General features: G+C 66.5%; 15 protein-coding genes and 8 pseudogenes. 6 read left to right on the plus strand and 17 right to left on the minus strand.

The annotated features are described in order from the left end of the window. Positions 1-1,131: 1,131 nt before the first annotated feature. From OG735_RS00585 to OG735_RS00605, 4 genes and pseudogenes are all read right to left on the minus strand, one after another. The gene (locus OG735_RS00585) at positions 1,132-1,383 is read right to left on the minus strand and encodes a transposase (RefSeq protein WP_327321163.1); all 252 of its coding nucleotides are present in this window, start codon (positions 1,381-1,383) and stop codon (positions 1,132-1,134) included. 116 nt (positions 1,384-1,499) lie between these two features. Beyond that, a pseudogene (locus OG735_RS41700) lies at positions 1,500-2,567 on the minus strand (IS630 family transposase). Between the two features lie 214 nt (positions 2,568-2,781). After that, on the minus strand, positions 2,782-4,737 hold the full coding sequence (locus OG735_RS00600; protein ID WP_327321165.1) for an alkaline phosphatase family protein: 1,956 nt from the start codon (positions 4,735-4,737) through the stop codon (positions 2,782-2,784). A gap of 462 nt (positions 4,738-5,199) precedes the next feature. Beyond that, positions 5,200-6,087 (minus strand): annotated as a pseudogene (locus OG735_RS00605) (IS701 family transposase); the annotation flags it as partial. Positions 6,088-6,273: 186 nt separating this feature from the next. On the opposite strand from OG735_RS00605, the gene OG735_RS00610 reads away from it, so the two are divergent. After that, a complete protein-coding gene (locus OG735_RS00610) occupies positions 6,274-6,477 on the plus strand; it encodes a hypothetical protein (protein ID WP_327321166.1) in 204 nt (67 codons plus the stop codon). Positions 6,478-6,584: 107 nt separating this feature from the next. On the opposite strand, the gene OG735_RS00615 is transcribed toward OG735_RS00610, so the two are convergent. Further along, a complete protein-coding gene (locus tag OG735_RS00615) occupies positions 6,585-8,210 on the minus strand; it encodes an alkaline phosphatase family protein (RefSeq protein WP_327321167.1) in 1,626 nt (541 codons plus the stop codon). Between the two features lie 457 nt (positions 8,211-8,667). On the opposite strand from OG735_RS00615, the pseudogene OG735_RS00620 reads away from it, so the two are divergent. Beyond that, positions 8,668-8,853 (plus strand): annotated as a pseudogene (locus OG735_RS00620) (metallophosphoesterase); the annotation flags it as partial. Between the two features lie 156 nt (positions 8,854-9,009). After that, entirely contained in the window at positions 9,010-10,287 is a 1,278-nt protein-coding gene (locus OG735_RS00625; RefSeq protein ID WP_327321168.1) for a tyrosine-type recombinase/integrase, read from the plus strand. Positions 10,288-10,333: 46 nt separating this feature from the next. Here the strand turns inward: OG735_RS00625 and OG735_RS41705 are convergent. From OG735_RS41705 to OG735_RS00630, 3 genes and pseudogenes are all read right to left on the minus strand, one after another. Continuing rightward, positions 10,334-10,507: pseudogene (locus OG735_RS41705) on the minus strand (pyridoxal-5'-phosphate-dependent protein); the annotation flags it as partial. Then, a complete protein-coding gene (locus OG735_RS41710) occupies positions 10,479-11,036 on the minus strand; it encodes a DUF7224 domain-containing protein (RefSeq protein ID WP_442812359.1) in 558 nt (185 codons plus the stop codon). The pseudogene OG735_RS41705 and the gene OG735_RS41710, both read right to left, overlap by 29 nt. A 504-nt stretch (positions 11,037-11,540) precedes the next feature. Further along, on the minus strand, positions 11,541-13,376 hold the full coding sequence (locus tag OG735_RS00630; protein WP_327321169.1) for a ricin-type beta-trefoil lectin domain protein: 1,836 nt from the start codon (positions 13,374-13,376) through the stop codon (positions 11,541-11,543). Between the two features lie 798 nt (positions 13,377-14,174). Between OG735_RS00630 and OG735_RS00635 the strand changes: the two genes are divergently transcribed. Continuing rightward, entirely contained in the window at positions 14,175-14,306 is a 132-nt protein-coding gene (locus OG735_RS00635) for a hypothetical protein (protein ID WP_327321170.1), read from the plus strand. Between the two features lie 41 nt (positions 14,307-14,347). Here the strand turns inward: OG735_RS00635 and OG735_RS00640 are convergent, their stop codons facing one another. Next, positions 14,348-14,482: a hypothetical protein gene (locus OG735_RS00640; RefSeq protein ID WP_327321171.1), complete on the minus strand. Its 135-nt coding sequence runs from the start codon at positions 14,480-14,482 to the stop codon at positions 14,348-14,350. Continuing rightward, positions 14,470-14,766 (minus strand): hypothetical protein, encoded by a 297-nt coding sequence (locus OG735_RS00645; protein WP_327321172.1) that lies wholly within the window; start codon positions 14,764-14,766, stop codon positions 14,470-14,472. Before OG735_RS00645 ends, OG735_RS00640 begins: the two co-directional genes overlap by 13 nt. Positions 14,767-15,404: 638 nt before the next feature. On the opposite strand from OG735_RS00645, the pseudogene OG735_RS00650 reads away from it, so the two are divergent. After that, a pseudogene (locus tag OG735_RS00650) lies at positions 15,405-16,223 on the plus strand (IS5 family transposase). A gap of 311 nt (positions 16,224-16,534) precedes the next feature. On the opposite strand, the gene OG735_RS00655 reads toward OG735_RS00650, so the two are convergent. Next, positions 16,535-18,787, minus strand: a complete 2,253-nt coding sequence (locus OG735_RS00655; RefSeq protein WP_327321173.1) for a phosphocholine-specific phospholipase C — start codon at positions 18,785-18,787, stop codon at positions 16,535-16,537. Between the two features lie 250 nt (positions 18,788-19,037). Between OG735_RS00655 and OG735_RS41715 the strand changes: the two genes are divergently transcribed. Continuing rightward, the gene (locus OG735_RS41715; RefSeq protein ID WP_442812360.1) at positions 19,038-19,451 is read left to right on the plus strand and encodes a hypothetical protein; all 414 of its coding nucleotides are present in this window, start codon (positions 19,038-19,040) and stop codon (positions 19,449-19,451) included. Here the strand turns inward: OG735_RS41715 and OG735_RS00660 are convergent. From OG735_RS00660 to OG735_RS00685, 6 genes and pseudogenes are all read right to left on the minus strand, one after another. Then, positions 19,343-19,603, minus strand: a pseudogene (locus tag OG735_RS00660) (transposase); the annotation flags it as partial. The gene OG735_RS41715 and the pseudogene OG735_RS00660 sit on opposite strands and share 109 nt — an antisense overlap. A 19-nt stretch (positions 19,604-19,622) precedes the next feature. Next, positions 19,623-19,715, minus strand: a pseudogene (locus OG735_RS41720) (hypothetical protein); the annotation flags it as partial. A gap of 160 nt (positions 19,716-19,875) precedes the next feature. After that, positions 19,876-20,448 (minus strand): annotated as a pseudogene (locus OG735_RS00670) (IS3 family transposase); the annotation flags it as partial. After that, positions 20,445-21,290 carry a class II fructose-bisphosphate aldolase gene (locus tag OG735_RS00675; RefSeq protein ID WP_327321174.1) on the minus strand — a complete coding sequence of 282 codons (846 nt, stop codon included), beginning with the start codon at positions 21,288-21,290 and terminating at the stop codon, positions 20,445-20,447. The pseudogene OG735_RS00670 and the gene OG735_RS00675, both read right to left, overlap by 4 nt. A gap of 514 nt (positions 21,291-21,804) precedes the next feature. Beyond that, a complete protein-coding gene (locus OG735_RS00680; RefSeq protein WP_327321175.1) occupies positions 21,805-22,788 on the minus strand; it encodes an ROK family protein in 984 nt (327 codons plus the stop codon). Next, positions 22,781-23,713: an SIS domain-containing protein gene (locus OG735_RS00685; protein ID WP_327321176.1), complete on the minus strand. Its 933-nt coding sequence runs from the start codon at positions 23,711-23,713 to the stop codon at positions 22,781-22,783. The genes OG735_RS00680 and OG735_RS00685 overlap by 8 nt, the downstream gene beginning before the upstream one ends. Positions 23,714-23,784: the final 71 nt, after the last annotated feature.

Raw genomic sequence — 23,784 nt, forward strand, 5'->3', positions numbered from 1 at the left:
TTTTCTGCCGCCGCGCGCCATGTGACCCGACGTCAACGTGATTTGTATGCCGGAGTCCACCGGCCTCTCGAATGGCGATCACACTTACCGGTGTTCATGCTCTGCCTGCCTGGCACCGCGACATGACCCAAGACCGAACGCCCAGGCGAACGCATCACCCAACATCGGCTCGCCGCTTGGCAAACACGCGCCAATCGCTCCTTTCCATGCCGCGGTCCAGGCCGACGACTGGCGGACCGCTCGGGCAGGCGGGTCATCACCAACGGCAGTCGTCGTGCGACTGGAGCCTTCCGGAGCGGCCACTGATCGGTGACATCGGGCGAAGGCAGGATGGGAGCGGGCGAGGTCGTAGCAGTCGACGGGCGGACTTGGGCCGCCTGCGGCGGGTGTTGAATGCCGGGACCGACAGGTGTCGGCGTACTCCCTTAAAGTGCTCTGGCAAGATATTCGTAGCCGGAGATCATCCCGGTGCGGGCAGTCGCCCTGTTTGCGGGGTGGGCAGCCGTTAAGAGTGTTCTGTTGAACTGTCAGAGCTGTTACCGCACTTGGCCGGGATGCTGGTCTTCTCGGCTGATACTTCCGGGCCTTTCGCGGTGATTGAGGCTCGTACCCGCTCCTGTGTTCCAGCGGGATGCTGCGAGTGCGGTGTCCTGAGCGACTGGACTCACAGCCGCTATGTCCGGCACCTCGCCGATGCGGCGCTCGGCGGCCGGTCCGGATCGACTTGTCCGTGCGCCGTCTGTGCCGGCACCGCCACCGCCCTACGCGAAGACCAGCACGCGGTCGCCCAGGGGATCACTAGCCCCTACAACTCCGGAGTCAACGAAGGCCGCATCACCGACGTGAAGCTCCAGAAACGCATCATGGCAGGCCGCGCCGGCGTTCCACTCCTCCGACACCGAGTCGTACCGGTAGCCCACCTACGCCGCCGCTACGCGGACCAGCAAACCCACCCCGGGATGATCTCCGGCTACGAGAATCTTGCCAGAGCCACGTTCACGTGTACGCCGACAACAGGTCCAGTTCCCGGCATACCCGGCTCGACCCCGAAGTCGTCGCGGAGGTGGTTGATCGCCTCGTCGGCCTCGTGCGGGACTGGTCGAGCTTCTTCGCGAAGAACACCGAGGCGGCTTACAGGATCTCGTTCGCCCGCCGCAACTCGGCTATCTCCTTGCGGAGCTGGGTGAGCTCGGTTCGCTCGGTACTGATCAGCAGGCCGGGCTGGCTGGCCTGGTCGACCTCGGCTTGACGGGCCCAGTTCCGCAAGGCTTCCGTGTGGATCCCGAGGTCACGTGCCACATGAGTGACCGGCCGCCCCGACGGTCTGGACTCACAGATCGCTCGCTCACACAGTTCATCGGGGTACTTCCATTGTGCAGGCATCGGACCTGGGTTCTCCCATCCGCCAAGGCAATCATGCCTGGCATCAGGGCCGCTACAAAATCCGGTTCAGCTCACCTCTGCCATTGAAGCTCTCTAGAGATCTTCAATGGCTGAGGTTACGGCGGTTGAAAGTCGAGGCCGGTCTTGGCGATGAGGCCGTCGATGAGGCCGGGTCGGTACTGCATCCGTTTGAGCCGGGTCTTCACCAGCGCGGTGAGCTGGTCGAGGCTGTGCTTGGTGAGGGTGGCCAGGGACCGTTTCAGGTGAGACCAGACGCCCTCGACCGTGTTGAACTCGGGTGCGTACGGTGGCAGCTGGTAGACGGTCAGCCATAATCGGGCGTCGATCAGCTGCCGCATGGTGCGGCCGACGTGCGTGTTCAGATTGTCCCAGACCAGGACGATCGGGCCGCCGAGCTGCTGGTGTGCGGCGTCGAGCAGGCGGGCGTAGTCGGTCTCGGTGAAGCCCTTGCGGCGGCCTTTGGCTGGGCCGCGGTCGAGGTGGGTGCGGTAGATCAGTCGGTGCCGGTGGCCGGACTTGGTGCAGATCATTGCCGCCATGCAGACGCGTCTGGTGCCTGCGGCGGTGACCCGCACGACGGGTGTGTGGTCTCGTCGACCCCAGGTGCGGCCTTTGGGCGGCCTCAGCCCCTGGCCGGCTTCGTCCTCGACGCAGAGCCAAGCGCCCAGGTCCGCCGCCGTCTTTTTATGACGGGCCACTGCTCGCCTTCCAGGCGGCGATCTTCTCCTCGTCGCGCTCGGTGGCCTTGCGGGACGGGACCTGCACGCTCCAGCCAATGCGGTGCAGCAGCAGGTCCATCCCGGTCAGGGTGTACTCGACGCCGAACCGGCGCCGCACGACCTCGGCAATCCTCGCCAGAGTCCAGCACTTGTCGCTCCAGCCGACGGCGGCAGGGCCGGCATCCAACACCGCCTCGAGCACCCGCAGTTGACCCGCATCGAGCTTGCAGCGGGCACCACCGGGACCCTTGGAGACCAGGGCCTGCCGACCGCCCGAAGCCAACGCCCGCCGCCAGCGGTTCGCCGACATCCGGGTCACCCTGAACCGCCGGGCCACCTCCCGGTCATGGCCCCGGCCTCGATCAGATCAGCGGCCGCCAACTGGACCCGCTCACGCCGAACCCGCTCCTCAGCCGTCAGCCCTCCGCCATCGGGATACCTCATTCCTCCGGCATAGCGCCGCCCACGACAGCCGTCACTACCCCACGTAACCCACACCCTTAAAGATCTCCAGAGCCGTACAGGTCGGCGATTCAAAGTGACAGCCGAGAGACCGTTTGGTCTCTCGGCTGTCACTTTGCTCAGGGCCTTGGCCGTGGGCCGTCGAAGGCGCGTTGTGGAGGGGCTGGTCGGTCGGCGGACCTCACTGCGCCTGCCGTCAGCTGGTGGGTGTCCAGCGCTGGGCTGCGGTGCCGGTGCACGTGGCCAGCGCGAGCTTGGTGCCGTTGGTGGTGTTTCCTTGGTTCGGTGCCAGGCAGCGGCCGGTGTTGGTCACAGTCAGCTGTGTGCTCAGTTGCCAGTTCTGGGCGGCGGTTCCATTGCAGGTCCGGACGTCGACAGTGGAGCTGGTGGCGTCGAGGCAGACTCCGTTCTTGCCGGTGAGTGTGCCGTTCGGCTGGAACGTCCATCGCTGGTGGGCCAGACCGTGGCATGTGTAGAGGGTCGGCTGGGTGCCGGTGGTTGTGGCCCCGTAGGGCAGGTCGATGCACTTTGAGGCAGCGCCATTGACCAAGGTCACGTCGGTGGGCAACGGGGTGGCGATCTGAACGTTGTCGATGGCCCAGTACCAGTCGTTCTTGGCGTCCTTGAGGCGGAATTTCACGGTGAGTTCCTCGGCGCCTGCGGGGACGTTGACGTTGAGGCTCTCGATGCGGTTCACCGCGTTGGTGTTGTGGGTTTTGATGACTTGGCTGGGCCCGTTGTCGAAGGAGACGAGCACCTGGCCCGTCTGGAGGCCGTCTTGGCGGTAGTGGCTGGCGTAAGTGAGGGTGACGGACGACTCTCCTTCGACGTCGTACGAGGGTGAGACGAGGGTGGAGTCGAAGGTGGTGGTGGCGGACGGACTGCCTTTGTCGTCCCATTCGTCGGGGTCGGCTACCGCGATGACTCCGCGGCCGCGGGTGAAGTGCTCGCGCTCCTGTTCGGGGGCAGTGCGGGACCAGAATTCGTCCGTGGTCAGTGTCCAGCCGCGCCATTCGACGGTGCCGTTGGCGGGCATGTGGGAGTTGTCCACGCTCCAGCCGCCGACGGGGGTGTGGGTGAAGCCCTTGATGTTGCTGGGGATGTGGGTCTCATCGGCGGCTGCGGTCAGGGAGGCGTAGGCGTCGTCGAAGTCGTCGGTCGAGTCTTGCTGGAGCGGCTTGCCGTCCAGGTTCCCGGGCAGCGGGATGCCGAGGTGTTGGTAGACGGTGGCTGCGACGTCGGTCGGACGGGTGTCGACGGGCCGGGCGCCGGCGTCGATGTCAGGGCCGGTGGCAAGGACGAAGGTACGCCGGTCCTCTATTGCGCAGGTGCCGTGTGAGTATCCGTCCATTCCGTGGTCGGTGGTGACGATGACGGTCCAGTTCTCGTCGTCGTAGGTGCCACGGTCCTCGATGGCCTCGATCAGCGCGCCGAGGTGGGCGTCGGTGGCGTGGATAGCGTCCAGGTATTGCTGGGAGCCTACGCCGAATTCGTGACCGTTGAGGTCGGGGGCGGAAAAGTAGACGAATGCGGCGTCCGGGTTCTGGTTGAGCAGGACACTCTCGGCGGCGTCGGCAAGTTCGGTGTCTTGCTCGAGTCCTTGGTCTTCGGTGTCCATGACGATCTTGGCGTCCACTCCGGAGGTGTACAGGCCGTAGTCGTCGAGGTGACGGTCGTCCAGGGGCAGCCAGTCCAGGGCCGAGAAGGTGGACAGGGAGGGCCGGATGTCCTCGAGGTTGGGCATGAAGCCCGGATATTCGTCGAAGTGGCCTTCTTCTTCGGTGAGCTCGTGGGTGATTCCGTGCTTGTCCGGCCATACGCCGGTGGCGACAGTCGACCACCCTGCGTCGGAATTGGTCTTGGCTCCGGGGGCTCCGCTTCCGCTCTCGTAGGGCGGGCAGTACAGCAGGCTTGTGCCGAAGGTCCCGTCATCCATCATCTGTTTCATGTTGGGTGCATCGGCGTCCATGATGCGGTCGTGGCGCAGGCCGTCCATGCCGACGACCAGCACCTTGTTGGTGCTGGTTCCGTTGGGGAGGGTGGGGATGTCAACCGCGTGTGCGACGCCGGTGAGGGCACCGGGCAGCACCCCGAGCATCAGCGCGGTGACGCCGGTGAGGGCCCATCTACTGCGGTTTCTGTTCGTGCTCACTTCTGTACCAACTCCCGTCAGGCCAGGCCGAACTCATGGTTTGGCGTGGAACGCTGTGGCTGGATCGTGTGATGGCACTACTGCAGGAAGACCGCGTCGGGGAAATACCCGCGGCGCGGGTGCGCGATCCCTTTCCGGGGCGCGGTGACTTCAGATGGCGTCATAACTATCACCAGGGAAAGCAGCCGGGGAACCGAGTGTTTGGCTATGGAAGCCATAGCCAAATACTCGGCCGCGGCATCGGCCCTCAACCGTACGCGGCGCCTCTGGGCCGTGACGCCCATTTCTTGGACACAGGCTATTGATCCGAACGCTGTGCCATCTCAAGCAACGTTTGGCTGTTGTCATGTGACACGCTTTCAGTAGGACTCCGTTAGGTCGGTGTGGGGTGTGGTGGGCTGTGTCTGCCGGATGTTCTTGGCAGGGGGCGGTGGCAGGTGGTGCAGATGCCGGTCCAGCAGTTCAGCAGGTCTTGGATGGTGTCGAGGATCTGGAGGGTGAGTCCGCTGTATCGGCTTTTGGGGCCAGGCGCTGTTCGGTGAGGAACGCGTGGGCGGCGGTGATCAGGGTGACGTGGTGGTGCCAGCCGGTCCAGGAACGCCCCTCGAAGTGGTCCAGGCCCAGGCCGTGCTTGAGCTCCCGGTAGTCGTGCTCGATCCGCCAGCGGACCTTGGCCATGCGGACCAGTTCAGCCGGCGGGATGTCAGCGGGCAGGCTGGACAGCCAGTAGTCGGTGGGCGCTGCGGCTCCGGCGGGCCACTCGACAAGCAGCGTGACCTCGGGCAGGACACCGTCCCAGATGCCGTCCCGCGCGGTGGCGGCGGCCTGGGCCAGGCCGCGGGCTCTGACTCCGGCCGGCCGCACCCGCAGGGCCAGGAAGTGCGAGCGCATCGGTCCGCGGGAGCCTTCACGCCAGGTCACCTCGGTGAACGCCTGCCGCCCACGGCCGACGGCGAGGGCGGCCACCGAGGACGGCTTGTCGCGGTAGCGGGGCTGCGGCTTGCGGCCGTTGCCGGACCAGGGCGGTGCGACCGGCTCCACGCCGTGCGGGCGGACGCTCACATCCGAGCGGATCGCGACGGCATAGCCGATGCCCCGGCACTCCAGGCCGTCACGGAAGTCGGCGTTCTGGCCGTAACCGGCATCGGCCACCACCACCGGCGGCACCAGGCCCCCTACGGCCAGCTCGTCCAGGATGTCCAACGCCAGGCGCCACTTCTCACGATGCCCGATCTCTTCGGGGATCCCCGTCCTGCGCCGACGCACCGGATCGTTAGCCCACTCCTCGGGTACGAACAGACGCCACTGCAGCGGACAGGACGCGGCGTCGATGACCGCTGAGGGGCCCACGAAGTTTCCGGACAGGCACCCAATAGGGTTGTCCTGAACAAGGAGACGAGGAAGAAGTGGCGCCACCCAGTAAGTACTCGCCGGAGTTCCGCGAGGAAGCCGTCCAGATCGCGTTGAGGTCAAGCAAGACGATCTCCGAAGTCGCCCTGGGATCTTGAGCTGAACTCGGAGACGCTACGCGGCTGGGTGAAGAAGTACCAGAAGCAGCAGGAACCGGCCTCCGATGCGGAACTGACGGTGAACGAGCGGGCGCGCCTGAAGGAACTCGAACGACGCAACCGCGAGCTGGAGATGGAAGTTACCTTCCTGAAAAGGCCGCATGCCGTCAGCCTTCGGCAGGCCCATGCAGTGGCTTCGGGTCCGTCATGTGACCCGCCTGCTGTGGTGTAGAGCCCGTCTGGCAGATCAGTAGGCCGCCCGTCTGCGACAAGGGTGCAGACGGGCGGCCTGAACTCTGAGAGACCGCGGGAAATCCAGGAATTCTGAGTGCCCGCGTGTTAGTTGACCTGGACGTCGTCTATCGCCCAGTACCAGTCGTTCTCCGCGTCCTTGAGGCGGAACTTCACCTGGAGTGTGGAAGCATCCTCCACGTCGATCGGGATGCTCTCGATCTGGTTCAGGGCGTCGTCGTCGTAAGTCTTGATGACCTGATCGTTTCCGCCGTCGATCGAGACCAGGAGCTCGCCCACCTGAGGTGAGGTGTCCTTGTAGTGGTTGCCGAAGGTGAGGGTGACCGAGTCTTTGCCTGCCACCGAGTACGCGGGTGAGATCAGGGTCGAGTTGAAGGTCGTGGTGTCCGAAGGAGAACCCTCGTCGTCCCATTGGTCAGGATCGGCCACTGCGATGACCCCGCGGGAACGCATGAAGTTCTGCCGGTCGTCCGCGTCATTGTCGTCGTCGCCGTCCGGGTTGGCGCTGATCGACCAGAACGCGTTGGTGGTCAGAGCCCACCCCCGCCACTCGGTTGACCCATTGTTCGGCATCTGGGAGTTGTCGACCGTCCAGCCCCCGGGCATGGTGTGCGTGAAGCCCTTGACATTCTCGGGCACGTCCGTGTCGTCGACCCTCTCGGCCAGAGACGAGTAGGCAGAGTCGAACGCATCAGCGGAACGATCCTGGATGGCCTTGCCCTCCAGACCCCAGTCCTCATCGATCTCAACACCAAGCTGCTGGAAGACTGTGGGAACGACATCGACCGGGCGCACATCAATCGGCTCGGCTCCCTCTGCGATGCCAGGGCCCCTCGCGAGGACGAACTGGCTGCGCTCCCCGATGGTGCAGCCGCCGTGCCCTCCGTCATCCTCCTGACCGTGATCAGTGGTCACGATGACAGTCCAGCTCTCGGCGTCCTCGCGGTCGTCGATGGCGTCGAGGAGTTCTCCGATATACCCGTCGACGCGCTCGATCGCATCCCGGTATGTCTCAGGAGAGCCGTGGTGCCCTTGGAAGTCCGGCTCATCGAAGTAGACGAACGAGGCATCGGGGTCTTCGTCGCTGAGCTGTTCCACAGCGGACTCTACAGAGTTCTCGTCGGCCGACAGGACGTCTGCCTCCTCCTTGCCCGCAGGCGGGGAAGAAGGTTCGTCGGGGTCGTAGTCCTGGAAATCCGTCTCGTCCACGTCGGAGAAGACGTCGTCCCCTTCAGGCCCGTGATCAACCCAGCTGTATGCCGCATAGGTATCGATGTCGTCGTCAAGCTCCCCTTCGAGGCGATTCAGGAAGCTCGGGTAGGCGTCCCATTCATCGTCGCCCTCACTGTTGTCCTCGGCGAACTTGTCGGGCCACACTCCCGAGAGATTGGTCTTCCACCCTGGGCCGGAGCTCGTCGCAGCGAGAGGATCGCAGTAAAGCAGGCTCCTCCCGTAGGTCCCCCCGGACCTCAGGCCGTCGAGGTTCGGAGTATCAACCACCGTGTCATCCAGCCAAGCCTCCGGACCCTCCCCACTGTCGATCGCATCCGTTCCCCAGATGCGGTCGTAGCGCAGACCGTCCACTCCGACGACGAGCACTTTGGCAGAATCGTCGTAAGCGGCGGCTGTGAAACCAAACGGTACGACTACTGTCGCCAGGACGGCCACCGTGGTAATCGACGCCATGGACAGGCGACGTCTGGAAATGCGCATGCGCTCACACACCTTCACTCTTGGGCCCCGATTCCCTACCAGCAGGGAAAGATCTCGGGGGGTGAGCCTCGGCTGGAAACCGCCGTACGGCTGGCCCAACAGTGCGTTTCGAAACTTCTCGGGTCAAGATGAATCTGCATGTCACGGCCACATGGGAGCAATAGCCGGAGCCTATAGATCGCGTTGCGCGCAAGAATGCTGACCGAATTGGTCAGGTCCGTCGCAGGTGGCTCGAACTGCCTCCAATATCGCCTCCAAATTGCGTGGTTGACCTGTATCGAGCTTGCGGCTGGCGCTGTAGGGGTCCTTGGAGAGCAGGGCCTTCCAGCCGCCCGCCAACGCGGCGGTTCGCCGACGTCCGAGTCACCCCGAACCGCCGGGGCACCTCCCGGGTCACTGGCTCCTGCCTCGATCAGATCGGCGGCCACCAACCGGACCCGCTCACGCGGGCCCGCTCGCGTCCGTGCTGCTCGCGCACCAGCCCGTCCTGATCGACGATGCCGTGCGGTACGGCGTCGACCTCCAGCTGTCCGGCCACACCCACGGCGGTCAGGTCTGGCCCGGCAACCACATCACCGCCCTGGCCAATCCGACCGTCGCGGGCCTCGAGAGCTACGGAGACACCCACAGTTACTCCCGTCGGACAGGGCCAGAACGTCCGATGCGACCGTCGGCACGACCGACGTGGTGACCTCACCAGCCGCAAACGCCGGTGCTCGCCCCGGCGCGTAACACGTTCGGGCGAATGGCGTGCCGTACGGCTGCGGCCGTCGCGGCTCAGCGACAACGATCAGCTGCCGTGGCACGGGCACCTCAGATGGGGATAGATGAGCTGGTTGAGCACCGGACCCTGCTGGAAGACGAGCAGGCGCTCGTGGCGGGCAAACGCGATGCGACGCGGTTGCTTCGCCCGCAACGCCTCCCACCTCACCTACGCGGCCATGCCCGCTACCTGCAGGCCCTGGAGGCCGTCGCCGAGGCGGACGAGGCCGGCCTGGTGACCGCCGTCCTGCGCGACCAGGACGCGACGATGGCGGACAGTACGGTGGGCCACCACCTGGACCGCCCGGCCGCCGACTTGCTGACCGGTCCCTGGTTCACGGCCTGGGCCCTTATTGCTTGGGCCGCGGCGAGACGCGGATCCACGGCTCGCCTTGGATCCTCACGATCGCCGCCCCGCCGGTCCTCCGCCCGCATCTACCTGATCTCGCTGACGACGTGGGGCTGGATGCTCGCCGGCGAACGCGCGCCGACCGGTCCGGCACGCCGCGGCGCGAAGCCGCCCCTCTTCCCGGTAGCCGCGATCGACGACCCGGTGCTGCCGGAGGTGCTGGCCGAGCTGGCGGCGGCGCGGGCGGACAAGATGGAATCCGACACCGTCAACCGGGAGCTGTCCATCGCGCGGCGGGCGATCGGCTGGTGGCAGCGCCAGGGCTGGATCGGACGCGATCCCACGATCGGGATCGAGCGGCGGCCGGCGCCGCCGGACCGCACCAAGGCCTTGACGGAGAACCGGATCGCCGCCCTGTGGCGCCTGGACGTCGCGCTGCGCGAGAAGACGTGCTGGAAGATGCTCTGCGAATCGGCGGCCCGGGCGGACGAGGTGCTGTGCCTGAATGTGGAGGACCTGCACCTGGGCGACAAGCGCGGCCGGACCCTGGCCAAGGGTGGCGCGACCGAGTGGATTCACTGGCAGTCCGGCACCGCCCAGCTGCTGCCCCGCCTCATCGCGGGCCGCTCCCGTGGCCCACTGTTCCTCACCGGCCGCAAGGCCCCGGCCGGAACGCCGACGCTGGACGTGTGCCCCGAGACCGGCCGGGCCCGGCTCTCCTACCGCCTGGCTGAGGAGATCTTCGAGGAGAACACCCGCCTGCTGGCCAACCCACTCGCCTCCCCAGACGACGTCGAGGACCTGGACGGCTGGACCCTGCACCGGCTCCGCCACAGTGCTCTGACGCACGACGCCGAGGGCGGTACCTCCACCCCGATGCTGCTGGCCCGCTCCCGGCACGCCTCCGTCCGCTCCCTGGAGCGGTACGCCCGCCCTGAGGGTTCTCGATCTCGGGGTGGTCGGTGAGGAGCTCCAGGGCGGTGGTCCCGGCCCCGGCCCCGGCCATGATGTGCCGGGAGTTCGCCGAGGGGACGACGGCCAGGCCGTCACGGGCGGCGATCTCGGCCACGAGGGCGTCACGGTTCTCGGAGCCCCGGCGGTAGGTGACGACCCGGCCGCCCAGCGCCCGGATGCCTTCGCCCTTCGGGGTCGGGGCGTCAGCCGGGATGACGACCGTGGCCGGCACTGGGACCAGGCCCAGACACTGATGGGAGGTCTCGTAAAGGTTGTTGCCATAAATGGTGGCCGGGAATCCGAGGGGAGTCCCGATGACCTTCCAGTAGTCGCGCATATGGCCGATGCCCCGCTGCCAAAGTTTCATGGACCCAATTGTGCGGAGCGTGCACCAGGAGCGAAGCGTGTTGTTGATCGGCAAGCAGCTGGCGCACCTGGTCGGCGAGTGCTACGGCCTCGGGCTGCCAGTGCTGGACCAACTCGTTCTTGGGCTCCCCCGAAGTCAGCGACAGCCAGGCGTAGATCGCGCTATGCGCAGCCTCTCCTGGATACTCAGCGCCGGGCTTCGTGGCACAGTCCGGTGGTGCGGTCGGTAGGACGCTGGTCGCCGTAGTTGCTCGGACAACGCTCTCACTGGGGTGAGGTTCCCCGAACTCGACGTGCGCCGCCGGGGTGACGCCTACCTTGCTCAGGCGGTTCTCAGTGTCCTGTGCCCAGCGGACTATGTCGTCCTGCCTGTCGTACTGCTCCGGCCAACGCATACCTGGACACGTTTCCCCGTACACCTCCGAAGTTCGGGGTCCCGAGCCTGCACTCCCTGAGCCCCCTCAGCAAAGGCTGGCCCGATCCCTGGCCCCGCGATGGCCACAAGCGCCGCAGGATGAGAAGCGTTCACTGAACCTAGTCGTGCGGGGTGAGCATGCTGGGCGTGTTGATTGGCCGTACCGGCAGGGTCAGACGGGTCCGCCCCAGAACCTGGTCCAGGAGGCAGAGGTCCGCGGCGGGCGCGCGGCCATGGTCGTTGCCCAGCTCGCGAAGGAATCCGTAACGACCCTCGTGAAGCGGGGTGGGCGACTCGTCATCGAGCGCACGATGCCTGAGTCGGCATACCTCGTGACGGAGGGGACTTGGCTACCCGGTCGGCGCGCAGCGGGCGATTCACTTCGCTGCCCAAGGACAACCGGTGCCGCGCGAGAGCCGGGCCTGTGAAGCCCACCGAGGTCGCCCGGGCTGACCGTACGTCGGCCCGGGCGGCCCGCTGGGGTTCAGGGGTTCACCACGCTCCAGCGCTCGGACGGGATGTCGTTGCACGTGGCGAGCCTGACGTTGCCGTTGTTTGCGGACGGGGCAAGCAGGCACAGGTGGTTGGCTTCGTTGCGGTAGCGGACTGTGCCGTCCGCGTAGTTCTCGGCGAGCCAGCGCTGACCGGCCGCGTCGACGCCGCGCGCGTCGTCACACGTCCGCAGCAGGGCATCCGTGAGCGAGGTGGCGTGCTCGTCGCGGGTGCCCAGGCACCGGTTGTCGCCGTCCAGGCTCTTGAAGCGCACCAGGTTGTCGCCCGGGTCGATCCGCTGGATGTCCCAGCCGAAGTCCTTCTGCTCGTAGGCCAGCCAGTAGATCCACCACCACCAGGGCGGGGTGGGCTGGGTGTAGACTCCGGTGCCGGGCACCGAGCCGGACCGTCGCAGGCGGCCGCCGAGCGCCGAGTTCTCCAGGCGTACGTTGCCGGTGGTCGTCGGCCAGTCCTTGGGCAGCGAGGCGGAGGTCTCCCACCACCGCTGGGCGGGGTCCTCCGTGCACGGTTCCACGGTTACCTGCTTGTTGGACGGGGTCAGGCACATCCCGGGCAAGGCCACGTTCTGCCAGCGCTGCGGTCCCCCGCTGTCCTTGTTCCACTCCGGGTCGTCCTCGAGGTGGCTGATCGTCCACTGCGCTCGCGGTTCGGCACAGTCGCCGGCGACGACCTGGGAGGACGTATCCCGGCGGGTGCCCGTCGGGGCGGCGATGCAGTGTTTCGTGACTCTGTTCTGCAGGTAGTGGGTGGAGCCGTCGCCGTTGGTGTACTCGAGCCAGATGTCGCTGCCGTCGTTGCGGGGTCTGCCGATCGCCATCGAGCTGTTCGAGTTCTCCTGCAGCGAATTGCCGTTGGGTAGGGCCAGCCTGGTGGGGTAGGCGTGTGACGGGCGGGTGGGCGGAACAGCCGGTGGTGTCCGCGCGAAGGTCACAGCCACGTGGTCGGATCCGGCACCGTTCGAGCGGGACGCGGTGAAGCCGCCGGGCAGGCTGCTCGCGACCGCGTAGTCCAGCTCGCTCGGTCGGTTGCCGTTGATGAACGTCGGCTGGCCGGTGCGCAGCAGGGCCTCGCCGGGGCGCAGGTGCAGCGACTGGCGGGCCTGGTCGTTGTTGCGGTTGAGGATGTTCACGTTGTAGTCGCCCGCCAGGACCCAGTTCCGGCCGCGCTGGTCGCTCCTGGCCATGAAGTTGCGGACCTGGTCGAGCAGTCCGGGCCTGGCCGCGTCTCCGGTCACGTCCTCGCCGCGGGCGTGGGTGTTCCAGTACCAGGTGTTCCCGAACCGCAGACCGAGCAACGGGCGGGCCCGGTAGCGGTTGTTCGGGGCGTTCGGGTTCGGGTCGTAGTACGGGTTCTCCAGGACGCGGACCTCATGGGCCCGGGTGTCGGTGACCGTCGCCAGGTTCATCTGGCCGCCGTCCCACGTGTCCTCACCCGTCGCGCTGATCCTGCGGGGGTCGGTCTGCAGGTAGTACACGTAGCGGTTCTCGTGGTTCGGGCCGCCCGCCCAGGTCGAGAGCGTGTAGCTACTGGGCTGGGGGTTGCGGCTCGGAACGATCCGCATTTCCCGGTAATTGGTCCGGTGATCGTCCACCGCCGGAGGCGGCCCGCTGCCGGCCTCCTGCAGCATCACCACCGGGTAGCTCGCGACCAGCGATCGGATCTCCGAAGTCCACCTCGAGCCGTTGTCCGAGCCGTGCATGTTGTACGTGACGAACGGTGAACTCCCGTCGGGATTCACCGCGTGCGCCGCTGTGGCCGTCAGAGGCACGGTCAGTAATGCCGCCAGTCCGCTCAAGGCGACGGTCACGGCGGTGATCCACCGCCGTGACCGTCGTCGCGTCCTTGTGGCCCTCAGAGTCCGAGGACGGTTGTCTCTACTCAACGATCAAGCCTCTCCCGTCGATCCCCGGCCTGGCGGCCGGGAGAACTGCCTTGGCCGCCGACTCCCCGTGGCGGCAGCACCGTGCTTCCATGTCAGCAGCGAAGCGGATGGGGACGTCCCCGATCCGCTGTCGAGCCAGTGGTGCACGGACCATCGAACGAGCCGTAGCCGGCCCGTCGGTCAGGGGAGACGGAAGATCAGCTCACGCGGTTCAGGGCCCCATCGATATCCGGCCCCTCCCCCGCACCCCGCGTCCCATGCCGGTTGTCAGGCGACTGGCCAGTGCGAATGGAACGGCGGAGTTCGCACGAACACGCCGTGCAGCAGCTCGGCGCCACGGCCCCAGATCGTCCCGGGCATGCGCCCCGACCTGGCGATACGTCGCATCGGGAGGAACTCCGAAAGGACAAGCCGAAGTTGTCCCTATTTGGAGTCCTGGCGGACGGAAGAAGGAAAGGGGGAGCAGCGGGGCAGCGGCTTTGTGAGGTACGAGGGCGGGTTGCACGGCCGGGTGCGGCGCGCCACCGACCGGCAGGACGCCCACGGAGCAGGGAGCACTTCACGCGGTACGGGGTACGCACCGCTGGAAGTCCCCTGCCAACCAACTCAGTCGCCGCAGGTCACCTCACAGCGGGCGACTGGCTTCGCTGTCCAAGGACAGCCCAGTGGCCTGTCGCAGCGAAGGCTGAGCCTCTTTGTCGGCGACGGCTGAAAAGTGGACCAGTGAAGCAGCAGGCGTATCCCGAGGCCGTCGAGGCGGCCCACGCCGACTTCGCCGCCCTCCACGGCGACGACATCCCCCGGCCCCGTCCGTCCCTCGCTACCGAGGGGACCTCACCTGTAGAAACCTCGTAAACCTGCTGGTCAGCGCCACAGTGACAGAGGCAGGGGAGCGGTCAGTCACGCACCCGGCCGCTGTCCCAGCAGCGCCGCCGGCCGAGCTCCGCGTCCGAAGCGGCCATCACCTTGTCGATGGTGCCCGTGGTCAGCTCGTCGGCCAAGGCGAGCACCTTCTTGTTCAGCTCCCGCAACCGGCGAGCTGCTCGTTCAGGGTCGTGAGCTTCGCCCGCCGCGACGGGCTGAGGTCCGGGAGGTCACCCCACTTGGCCGCCTGCTCCTCGAATAGGTTCAGATCGTCGGCCTGCTCGGTGTAGACCCGCTTGATCCGCGTCACGTCGCTGTCGGCAATGACATGTGGCTTGGTGCAGGCCTCCTCCAGCGTCTGCAGGTGCTCCCGCTCGTCGACCGCCCAGCGCCGGGTGTCGTCGATGAAGAACTCCAGCTTGCTGATGGGGGGGTGCCTAGCCCAGGTCACGGCCCACCACCGTGGCTTCCGCACAAGGCCCCACGATCGTGCGTCCGACCTGCTAGGCAACCAAGATCAATCTCACCGATACTGACTGTTCGATTGGTCCCCAAGGCCGTCGCCATACAAGAGACCAAGTAACCGACTACGCATACGGGTTCTTCGCAGAGACACCCGGCTTCTCACACAAGTCCCCGAGAGGGTCGCGGTGTTCGCAGATTTGAAACCCGACCTCTAGGAGCGGCTGAGTGCCAGTGCCGGTGTGCGAGATGTTCCTGTGAATGACGGTGCTGCTGTAGCCGTCTTCGTTCCAGAACACACCCCTTGGCTCTCTCACCAGCGGGTACCACCCGGCGGTGCCCTTGCAGCCCCACAGGTGCTCACACCCGTAGTTGGAAACACGCACTCAAAGAGCGTTTCGGCCTGTCTCATCCATCTTCAGGAGGATTCCAGAGGCTGGGAGACTGAGACGGATGGCGTTTCGTGAGGACGACGGGGCCGGTGCCACGGCATGCCGTCTGTTTCGCGCCTGCTGCTCCTGCCTGGTCCCACGATGCCTCCCTTCACCCCTGTTCACGCCCTCACGGGTGGATGGCATCGCGTAGTACTACCCAAACACGGCCGCACACCGTCGCTATCCAAGTGACCTGTCCGACGCCCGCTGGGAGTTGATCGAACCGGTCCTGTCCGCCTGGCGGGCCGAGCGCCGCGGTAGGGGCCTCGACATCGGCCGCCCGTGCGAGCATGACCAGCGCCTGCTGATGAACGCCATCCTCTACGTCGACCGCACCGGCATCCCCTGGCGCTACCTGCCGCACGACTTCGCCCCGTGGGAGACGGTTTACGGACTTCACCGCCTGGCAGAAGGACGGCATTTTCGACCAGCTCAACGGCCTGCTGAGGCGGCTGGTGCGCGAAGGCAGAAGGCCGGGACGGCGAGCCGAGCGCCTGTGTGCTGGACGCCCAGAGCATCAAGACCTCCGCCAACGTCCCGGGCCGCTGGCCAGGGCATCCACGCAGGCAAGAAGATCGCAGGCCGCAAGCGCCACATCGGCGTGGACACCCTCGGCCTTCTCCTGGCCGTCCTCGTCACCGCTGCCAGCGTTTCCGACAACGTGGGCGGCATCCACGTGCTCTCACAGATCGCCAAGTCCCATCCGCGCGTCACCAAGGCATGGGCCGACACCGGCTACCGCACCACGGCCATCGACCACGGTGCCCGCCTCGGCATCGACGTCGAAGTCGTGCACCGTGACGCCGGCCAAAAGGGCTTCAAGGTCATCCCGCGACGCTGAGTCGAGAGGACATTCGGCCGGCTGATGCACCACCGACGCCTCGCCCGCGACTCGAAACCCACCCGCACCGCTCCCGAAACCGTGATCAAGCTGGCCATGGTCGACCTGATACGCCGCCGCCTCACAGCGAAATCAGAGGCTGTCAACGTGTCTGTGTGCGTTGGGGTATGAACTCGTGTTGGTCAGGCGCCGGAGGGGGTTACTGTCGGTGATCTTGCTCGGTGGTGGTCAGAGGGGAAGTCGGTTGCCGAAGGCGAGCATGAAGTGGTTCATCGCCCGGTTCCAGCCGAGGGTGCCGCGGACGTGGCCGGGCGGGATGGGGCGCGCGGATACTGATCGGGCAGCAGGTCCGGGGACCTGCTGCCCAGGAACGATGCGGCCGTAGCCGAACTCAGTTGCTGGTAGTGGTTGGCGGGGCGGGCCGGCGGCATGTCCGTGGTGGTCAGCCACGGGTGCGGGAAACCTGTCGGCTGCGGGGTGTGTCAGTTGCCGCTGCCGGTGATGCTGGGGTCGCCGGTTTCGATGTGGCCGATGAAGCGCTGGGACCAGTTGGAGTCGTTGCTGACGGTGACGGTGAAGTCGTACCAGCCGTTGGCGCCGGAGGCGAATTGGTTGAAGTAATCGCTGCCAGTGCTGGCTGGGCCGACGCTGGTGGTCCAGGAGCCGGTGCGGTAGTGGTTGGAGGTGACGGTGAAGGTGACGGTTGCGGTGGGGTGGTCGTTGTGGAAGTCGAACCAGAGGGCGATGGGGTCGTAGGCTTCGGCGAAGCGGCTGGTGACGCGGGCGTGGCGGCCGTTGGCTGTGCTGGTGTTGCCCTTGAAGCGTCGCAGGAAGCGGTTGGGGCCGATGACGGTGAAGTCGTATTTGCCGTTGCCGAGGCCGTTGCCGATGTTGAAGTAGTCGTCAGCGGTGTCGTTGGCGTCGATGGTGTACTGCCAGGGGCCGCCGCCGCGGTAGGCGTTGACGTAGGTGGCGAAGTGGACGGCGCTGGTGGCAGGGTCGCCCAGGTTCTCGTAGTTGATCCAGGCCTTCTGGTCTGCGGCAGGACCGGTTCCCGTGTAGCGGTCGAGGTAGGCGTTGGCCTGGTACGGCAGGGCCCGTGCCGGCCTGACACCGGTCTGCTGGACCGGCAGGGAGCCAGAGTTGGCCGGGGCTATGGGGTCAACGCTGGGGTTCGCGTTGGCGCCCGGTGTCTTGCCGGGGGGCGCGGGGGAAGGAAGTGTGGGCGTGTTCGGGTTGGGGTTGTCGAAGTCGAAGATGGAGGTGAGGTCGCCGCAGACCTTGCGCCGCCATGCGCTGATGTTGTCGCACTGCACGCCGGTCAGTTTCTCCAGGAAGCGCAGGACCGAGGTGTGGTCGAACACCTGTGAGTTGACCCATCCGCCCCGTGTCCACGGCGAGACGACGATCATCGGCACCCGGAACCCGAGCCCGATCGGCACAAAATTGTGGTCATCGTCGGTCAGCCACTCATTCTCGGCGTAGTCCGAGTCCGGGTCCGGGACGGGCGGGGGCACGTGGTCGTAGAAACCGTCGTTCTCGTCGAAATTGATGATGAGAACAGTGGAGTTGTACACATCCTCGTCCGCGGCCAGCGCCTCCACCACCTGCTTCACGAACACAGCCCCCTTGCTCGGGGTGTTGCCCGCCGCCTCGGAATGGTCTTCGTCCGCGACAATCCACGACACCGTCGGCAACGCGCCGGCCGCGATGTCCTGCGTCAGCTCCGCGATAATCATGTCCGCTGTGCCGGGGGCGTCCTCGTCCGCATCGTCAATTTCGGCCCTTGTGGGGCCCATCCCCCGCTGCCACATCTCGCGCTCACGCGCGTGCGCTGAACCGGTGGAGTCCCTGTACTGCTCCGTGTCCTGGAATACCTTGAAGTACTCGAGTGCGTTGTCGCAGAAGTTGTCGCCCCGCACGTGGTACGTCTTCCAGTCCACCCCCGCGTCCTGGAGCGCCTGCGCATAGGGGACCCAGGTCTGGGGCACAGCATCGTCGCCCTTTTCCTCGGGTTCGGGCATGAAGCTACCGGCGTAGAGGTGCTGCAAGGTCCAGCCGTCCATGCCCTCACCGGTGGATCCGCTCCAGGCGTAGTTTCGGTTGGGGCCGGTCCGGCCCATGACCGAACAGTGGTATGCGTCACAGACGGTGTAGGCGTCGGCCAGAGCGTAGTGGAACGGCAGATCCGCAGGCAGGAGGTAGCCCATCCCTATCTGGTCCTTCGCCTTGATCCACTGGTCCATCTTCCCGTTGTTCCACGCCATGTGCCCGGACCCCCACCCGTGGTCCGTCCCCACGTTCTGCGCTTGCTCCCATCCCTGGCTGCCGCCCCCGTTCAGCGGCCACGGATACCGCCAGCCAGCCGGATTGGCAACATTGTCTTCGTCGGCGGGAACGTCGGGCTGCTGGAAAACGGTTCTGCCCGAAGGCTGGCCGCTCGTTCCGGTCGTGCCGGGCATATCGATGACGCTCCGGTCGCCGAAACCCCGCACACCCTTGAGCATGCCGAAGTAGTCGTCGAAACTGTGATTTTCCTGCATCAGGACCACCACATGCTTGACCTTCTCCTGCAGCAGCGGATCCGGGGCATTCACCAGCGCTGCCGCCGGCGCCAACGCCAGCCCCCGGCTGCCCCTCAGCCCCGGCGGCAGGCCGGATGCCACCGCCGCACCGGCCGCCACAGCCGCCGCCGACGTCAGAAACGTTCTGCGACCAACCGAATTCTTCTTCACGCTCAGGACCCTCTCTCGCACACTGCTCCGACACGGATCAACACCCCGGACCTCGCGCGCGGATACGGCAGATGCACCACCACCCCGCGTCCGGCCCTGCCCGGGCCCGGCAACCGGGAGGATCACCCCCAGACCTCGGTCACCTCGTCCCATCAGCGCGGATACCGCTCTCACCTCACGAGGTGCCGCGACGCTACACATACCGAACGGCATTCAGCAATAGAGAAATGTGTTTCTCCACTGGCGGCGGATGGAGACACTCGTTCGCCAGGCCCCGGTACCCGTCGTCGACCTGGGCTTTCACCGCCGGGTGCAGACGCAACTGTGCCCTGAGGCTGTCAACGTGTCTGTGTGCGTTGGGGTATCTACTCGTGTTGGTCAGGCGCCGGTGGGGGTTACTGTCGGTGATCTTGCTCGGTGGTGGTCAGAGGGGAAGTCGGTCGCCGAAGGCGAGCATGAAGTGGTTCATCGCCCGGTTCCAGCCGAGGGTGCCGCGGACGCGGCCGGGCGGGATGGGGCCGTCGCCGTCGATGTGCCGTCCCTCGATGCGGCGGATGCCAGGTATAGGAGCTTGATCGCGGCGTCGTCGCTGGGGAAATTCCCTCTGTTCTTGAGGGTCTTGCGGAGCTGGAAGTTCATGCTCTCAATGGCATTCGTCGTGTAGATCACGCGGCGCATCTCGCGGTCGAAGGCGAGGAAGGGGAGGAAGGGGAGGAACTGTTCCCAGACCCGTTGCGGCGATTCGCAACTTCTCGTACTCAGCGTGGACTTCGCGTGGAGGGCGGTAGCCCACCGCCGAGTGGAGGCGTTTGCGATTGTACCAGAATTCGACGTAGCGAGTGATGTCCTGCCGGGCGGCCTCGCGAGTCAGGTAAGTCACCCTTGATACGCGCTCGTTCTTCAGGGCGCCGAAGAATGATTCGGCCATGGCGTTGTCGAAACAGACCCGGGTCGGCCGGAAGATCTGCGGAGCCCGAACCGGTCGAGCGTCTTCCCGAACTCGGCTGACTTGTAGTTGCTTCCGCGGTCGGAGTGAAATATCGCGCCGACCGAGAGGTTCCTGTTCCGTGCCAGTTGCGGATTGCCCTGGATATCAGTGGGGTTTGGTGATGGTCGTCCATCGCGTAACCGATGACTTCCTTCGTGCAGCAGTCGACGACCGTTGCAAGGTACAGCCAGCCTTCCCCGGTCGCGATATAGGTAATGTCGCCGACGAGCTTTTCGCCGGGCGCATCCGCGGTGAAGTCGCGGCCGACGAGGTCCGGCACCTGGCCGGCCGCAGCCTGAGTGAGGTGGGACCTCTTCGGCCGTGGCAGGCAGGACGCCAGGCCCAGTTCGCGTATGAGGCGGCGGACCAGCTCCACGCCCGCGGCGACGCCCCAGCGGTACAGCTGGGCCTGGATGCGCCGGTGCCCGTAGGTGCAGTCGGACATGTCGAAGGCACTCTCGATGAGCAATTTCAGTTCTTCGCGCCGCTGAGCTGTCGCGGATTCCGGGCGAGATCTCCAGTCGTAGTAGCCGGATCTGGAGACGCCGAGTCGGCCGCACATGAACTCGACGCTGTATGCGTACTTCTCGGTGTCGAGCGGCATCTCGTCGATGAACTCGTACTTGCTTGCTACCGGGGATCCTTCGCGAAGTACGCTGCGGCCTTTTTTCAGCGTTTGCCGACCTCCCCGAGGATCTTCAGCAGCTCCGTCACCTCTACGCTGACGGCGGCGCGGGCCGGGCCGAGGTACTTCCGAGGATCTGCGACACGGGGGTTGGCGACGAGGTACGAGCGGACAGCCTCGGTGAAGACCTTGTTCAGATGGGTGGAGACATTGACCTTCGTCATGCCTGCGCCCACTGCCTTGGCCAGGTCCTCATCCCCGACGCCGGATGAGCCGTGCAGCACCAGCGGAACACCCACGGCGTCCCGCAACCTGCCGATGAGCTCGAAATCCAGGACAGCATTTCTCGTGAGCATGGCGTGCGAGCTACCGACGGCAACAGCGAGAGCGTCGACACGGGTGGCCTCGACGAACTCACGCGCCTGATCTGGATCAGTACGGACACCCGGCGCATGCGCGCCGTCCTTGCCGCCGACCTCGCCGAGCTCGGCCTCCACGAACACGTCCCGGTCGTGGCAGTGCGCCGTCACCTCCCGTGTCGTGGCGACGTTCTCCTCGTACGCGAGAGCCGCACCGTCGAACATCACAGAGGTGAAGCCTAGTTCGACGGCATGACGCACAAGATGGATCGATTCGGCGTGGTCGAGATGCACCGCGACAGGGACGTCCGCCGTCCGGGCGAGAGCGAGTGAGGCGAGACCAATAGGTTCGAGGGAGCCGTGATAGCGGGCGGTGTTTTCGCTGATCTGAAGGATCACCGGCAGCCGGGCGGCCTCGGCACCGGCTACGATGGCTTCTGCGTGCTCGATCTGCACGACATTGAACGCCCCAACACCTGTGCCGTTTTCCTGTGCGGTGTAGAGAATCTCATGGGTGGACGTGAGCGGCACGGGCTTCCTCCACAACTACGACTGTTCGGAATCGGTGGTCGATGTCGGTGCCGAAGTCGCCGGCCACGAGGCAGGGCCGCGGCCGACAGCCCCCGTGCGAGTGCCGCGACAGCCCCGGTCGGATTGCCGGCCGGCTGCTCGACCGGCCTGGCCCTCGAGACACTTCGCGAGGTGACGGCATCGAGCCCTTCGGAGCCGCGGGACGCCACCACGGGAGACTCCCGGAGAGCACAACACATCGGCGCCGCGGAGCTTTGCGGTGTAGTGGCTGGTGAACGCTTCCCACTCGGACGGTCGCACCGGATGTCCGAGCTGGTTGATGACAGCCGCGTCGCCCCCCTCGCGGGACACGACGGCGAGGGTGCGCCAGGCCCCTGCCGTGAGCACCCGTGCGGCGTTGACGCCCTTGCCTCCGTCCCGCTCGAGCGCGACGCGATGTGATGCGATGTAGGGGGAACCATGCTGTCGACGACATGGGTGACGTCCGGGTCGGCGTTGAGTGTGACGGTGAGGATCACGCGGGCGGCACCTGTGCCCTCGGGAGTTGGGGAGGGAGGATCGAGGCAGTGCCGCACACGGCCTGCCACGCATACACTCCAGCCCCCACGCATCCGGCCTCGTCACCCAGCCCCGCCCGCACGACCCGCGGGGGGCGCTGGAAGGTGAGCCGCTCGGCCAGATGAGCCCGGGTGGGTTCGAGGAGCAGATCCCCTGCTTCGGCGAGGCCTCCCCCGAGCACGATCAACTCGGGCCCGAACATCGTCGTGGCAATGAACAAAGCGGTCGCGAGCCCCTCCGCGGCACGCTGCCAGATGGCGAGAGCATCCCCGTCCCCGTCGAGGAGGAGCGCCGCTACGTCGCTGGCTCCGTCAACGGCGCGGGCGGACCGGGCAGTGTAGGCGGTGGCGATGGCTGTCGCGGATGCCACGGTTTCCAGGCAGCCTCTGGCACCGCAGACGCAATGCGTGCCCTGCGGCTCGACGATGAGGTGGCCCAACTCGCCGGCGAAGCCCCCGCCCACGACAAGGTGGCCGTCGCTGATGAGGGCTGCCGAGACACCGGTGCCGATGGCCACGAAGAGGATGTCCCTGGCCCCGCGAGCAGCTCCCAGAGCGCACTCGGCGATCCCGCCGGCACGGACATCGTGTCCGAGCGTGACCGGCAGGCCGCTGCGTGCCTCCAGGAGGTCGGCGAGCGGCAGATCGCGCCAGCCGATGTTCCCCGACCAGATGGCACGGGAGGTGCGCTCGTCGACGATCCCGGGCACGACGACACCTGCCCTTCGTACCGTCAGGCCGCTGCTGCGCGCCTGCCGGGACAGCTCTTCAAGTGTCGCGGTGATCGCGCTGACCACCGCCTCCGGGCCTGCGCTGCGGGGAGTCGGTCGGCGTACCGTGTACATGGGCCGAAGATCGCGGTCCAAGAGGGCGCCCTTCATCCCGGTGCCCCCGACGTCCAGTGCCACCACACACTCGTCCGGGCCATGTCGGTCACACATCACGATCTTCGAGGACGACGGACCGAGTGAGATTGCGGGGACGGTCAGGGTCGAGACCGCGGGACTCGGCGATCGCAACCGCCAGGCGCTGGACGCGGATCAACTCAGCGAGCGGATCACGGTCCTGGGCAATCAGGGTGCCGCCGACCGCTGCGACGTCCTTCGCCAGCCCCGTCGGCAGCCGACCGAATCCCCACACCACACGTCCTGGCGCGGCTATGCTGATCGGCCCGTGGCGGTACTCCATCGCCGGATACGCCTCTGTCCAGGCACCCGCCGCCTCGCGCATCTTCAGCGCCGCTTCCAGAGCCAGTCCGTACGTCCAGTCACAGCCGAGGAAGGTGAACTGCTCGGCGCGCGGCCACTCGGGAGCCAGCGGCTCATCGAGCGCCCACTCGGCGTCACGGACGGCCACTGCGAGTGGGGATACGCCGGCCGGCGGTCCGCACTCGGCTTCCAGATGCGCGCGCAGCAGGGCGAGTACCGTCGTCGCGAACCGTGTCTGGACCACCGAGTCCTCGTCGGCGAAGTCCAGGACCACGACGGAGTCGGCTGCCGTCATCACCGGCGTCGCAGGGTCCGCGGTGATCGCGACCGTGGGTACCGCACCACGTGTCCGGTCGAGGAGGGCGAGCACTTCGGTCGTGGTTCCCGAGCGGGAGATCGCCAGGATCCGGTCGTAGTCCCGGCCTTGGGGGAATTCCGACGCCGCGAACGCGTCGGTCTCGCCTTGACCTCCCCCCTCGCGCAGCGCCGCGTACGCCTGCGCCATGAACCACGAGGTGCCGCAGCCTACGACCGCGACCCGCTCACCACGGCGGGGCAACGCGGTGCTGTGCTCGGGGAGCACGTCAGCCGCCTGTCTCCAGCAATCGGGCTGAGAGGCGATCTCGGCTGATGTACGGGAGGACGTGGGGGTCGACATACGACTGCTCCTTCGAAGGGCTGGGGCTGGGCTGACCGGCACTGCTCGGCCGGCGCAACTGACACAGGGGT

Origin of the sequence: Streptomyces sp. NBC_01210 (genome assembly GCF_036010325.1) — a bacterium.
Lineage (GTDB): Bacteria > Actinomycetota > Actinomycetes > Streptomycetales > Streptomycetaceae > Streptomyces.

What these genes read in the sequence shown, in the direction of transcription:
- OG735_RS00585 (WP_327321163.1), bottom strand. Translation starts at nt 1,383, where the DNA reads ATGCCTGCACAATGGAAGTACCCCGATGAACTGTGTGAGCGAGCGATC.
- OG735_RS00615 (WP_327321167.1), bottom strand. Translation starts at nt 8,210, where the DNA reads ATGCGCATTTCCAGACGTCGCCTGTCCATGGCGTCGATTACCACGGTG.
- OG735_RS41710 (WP_442812359.1), bottom strand. Translation starts at nt 11,036, where the DNA reads ATGCGTTGGCCGGAGCAGTACGACAGGCAGGACGACATAGTCCGCTGG.
- OG735_RS41715 (WP_442812360.1), top strand. Translation starts at nt 19,038, where the DNA reads ATGGAGACACTCGTTCGCCAGGCCCCGGTACCCGTCGTCGACCTGGGC.
- OG735_RS00680 (WP_327321175.1), bottom strand. Translation starts at nt 22,788, where the DNA reads ATGTGTGACCGACATGGCCCGGACGAGTGTGTGGTGGCACTGGACGTC.
- OG735_RS00685 (WP_327321176.1), bottom strand. Translation starts at nt 23,713, where the DNA reads ATGTCGACCCCCACGTCCTCCCGTACATCAGCCGAGATCGCCTCTCAG.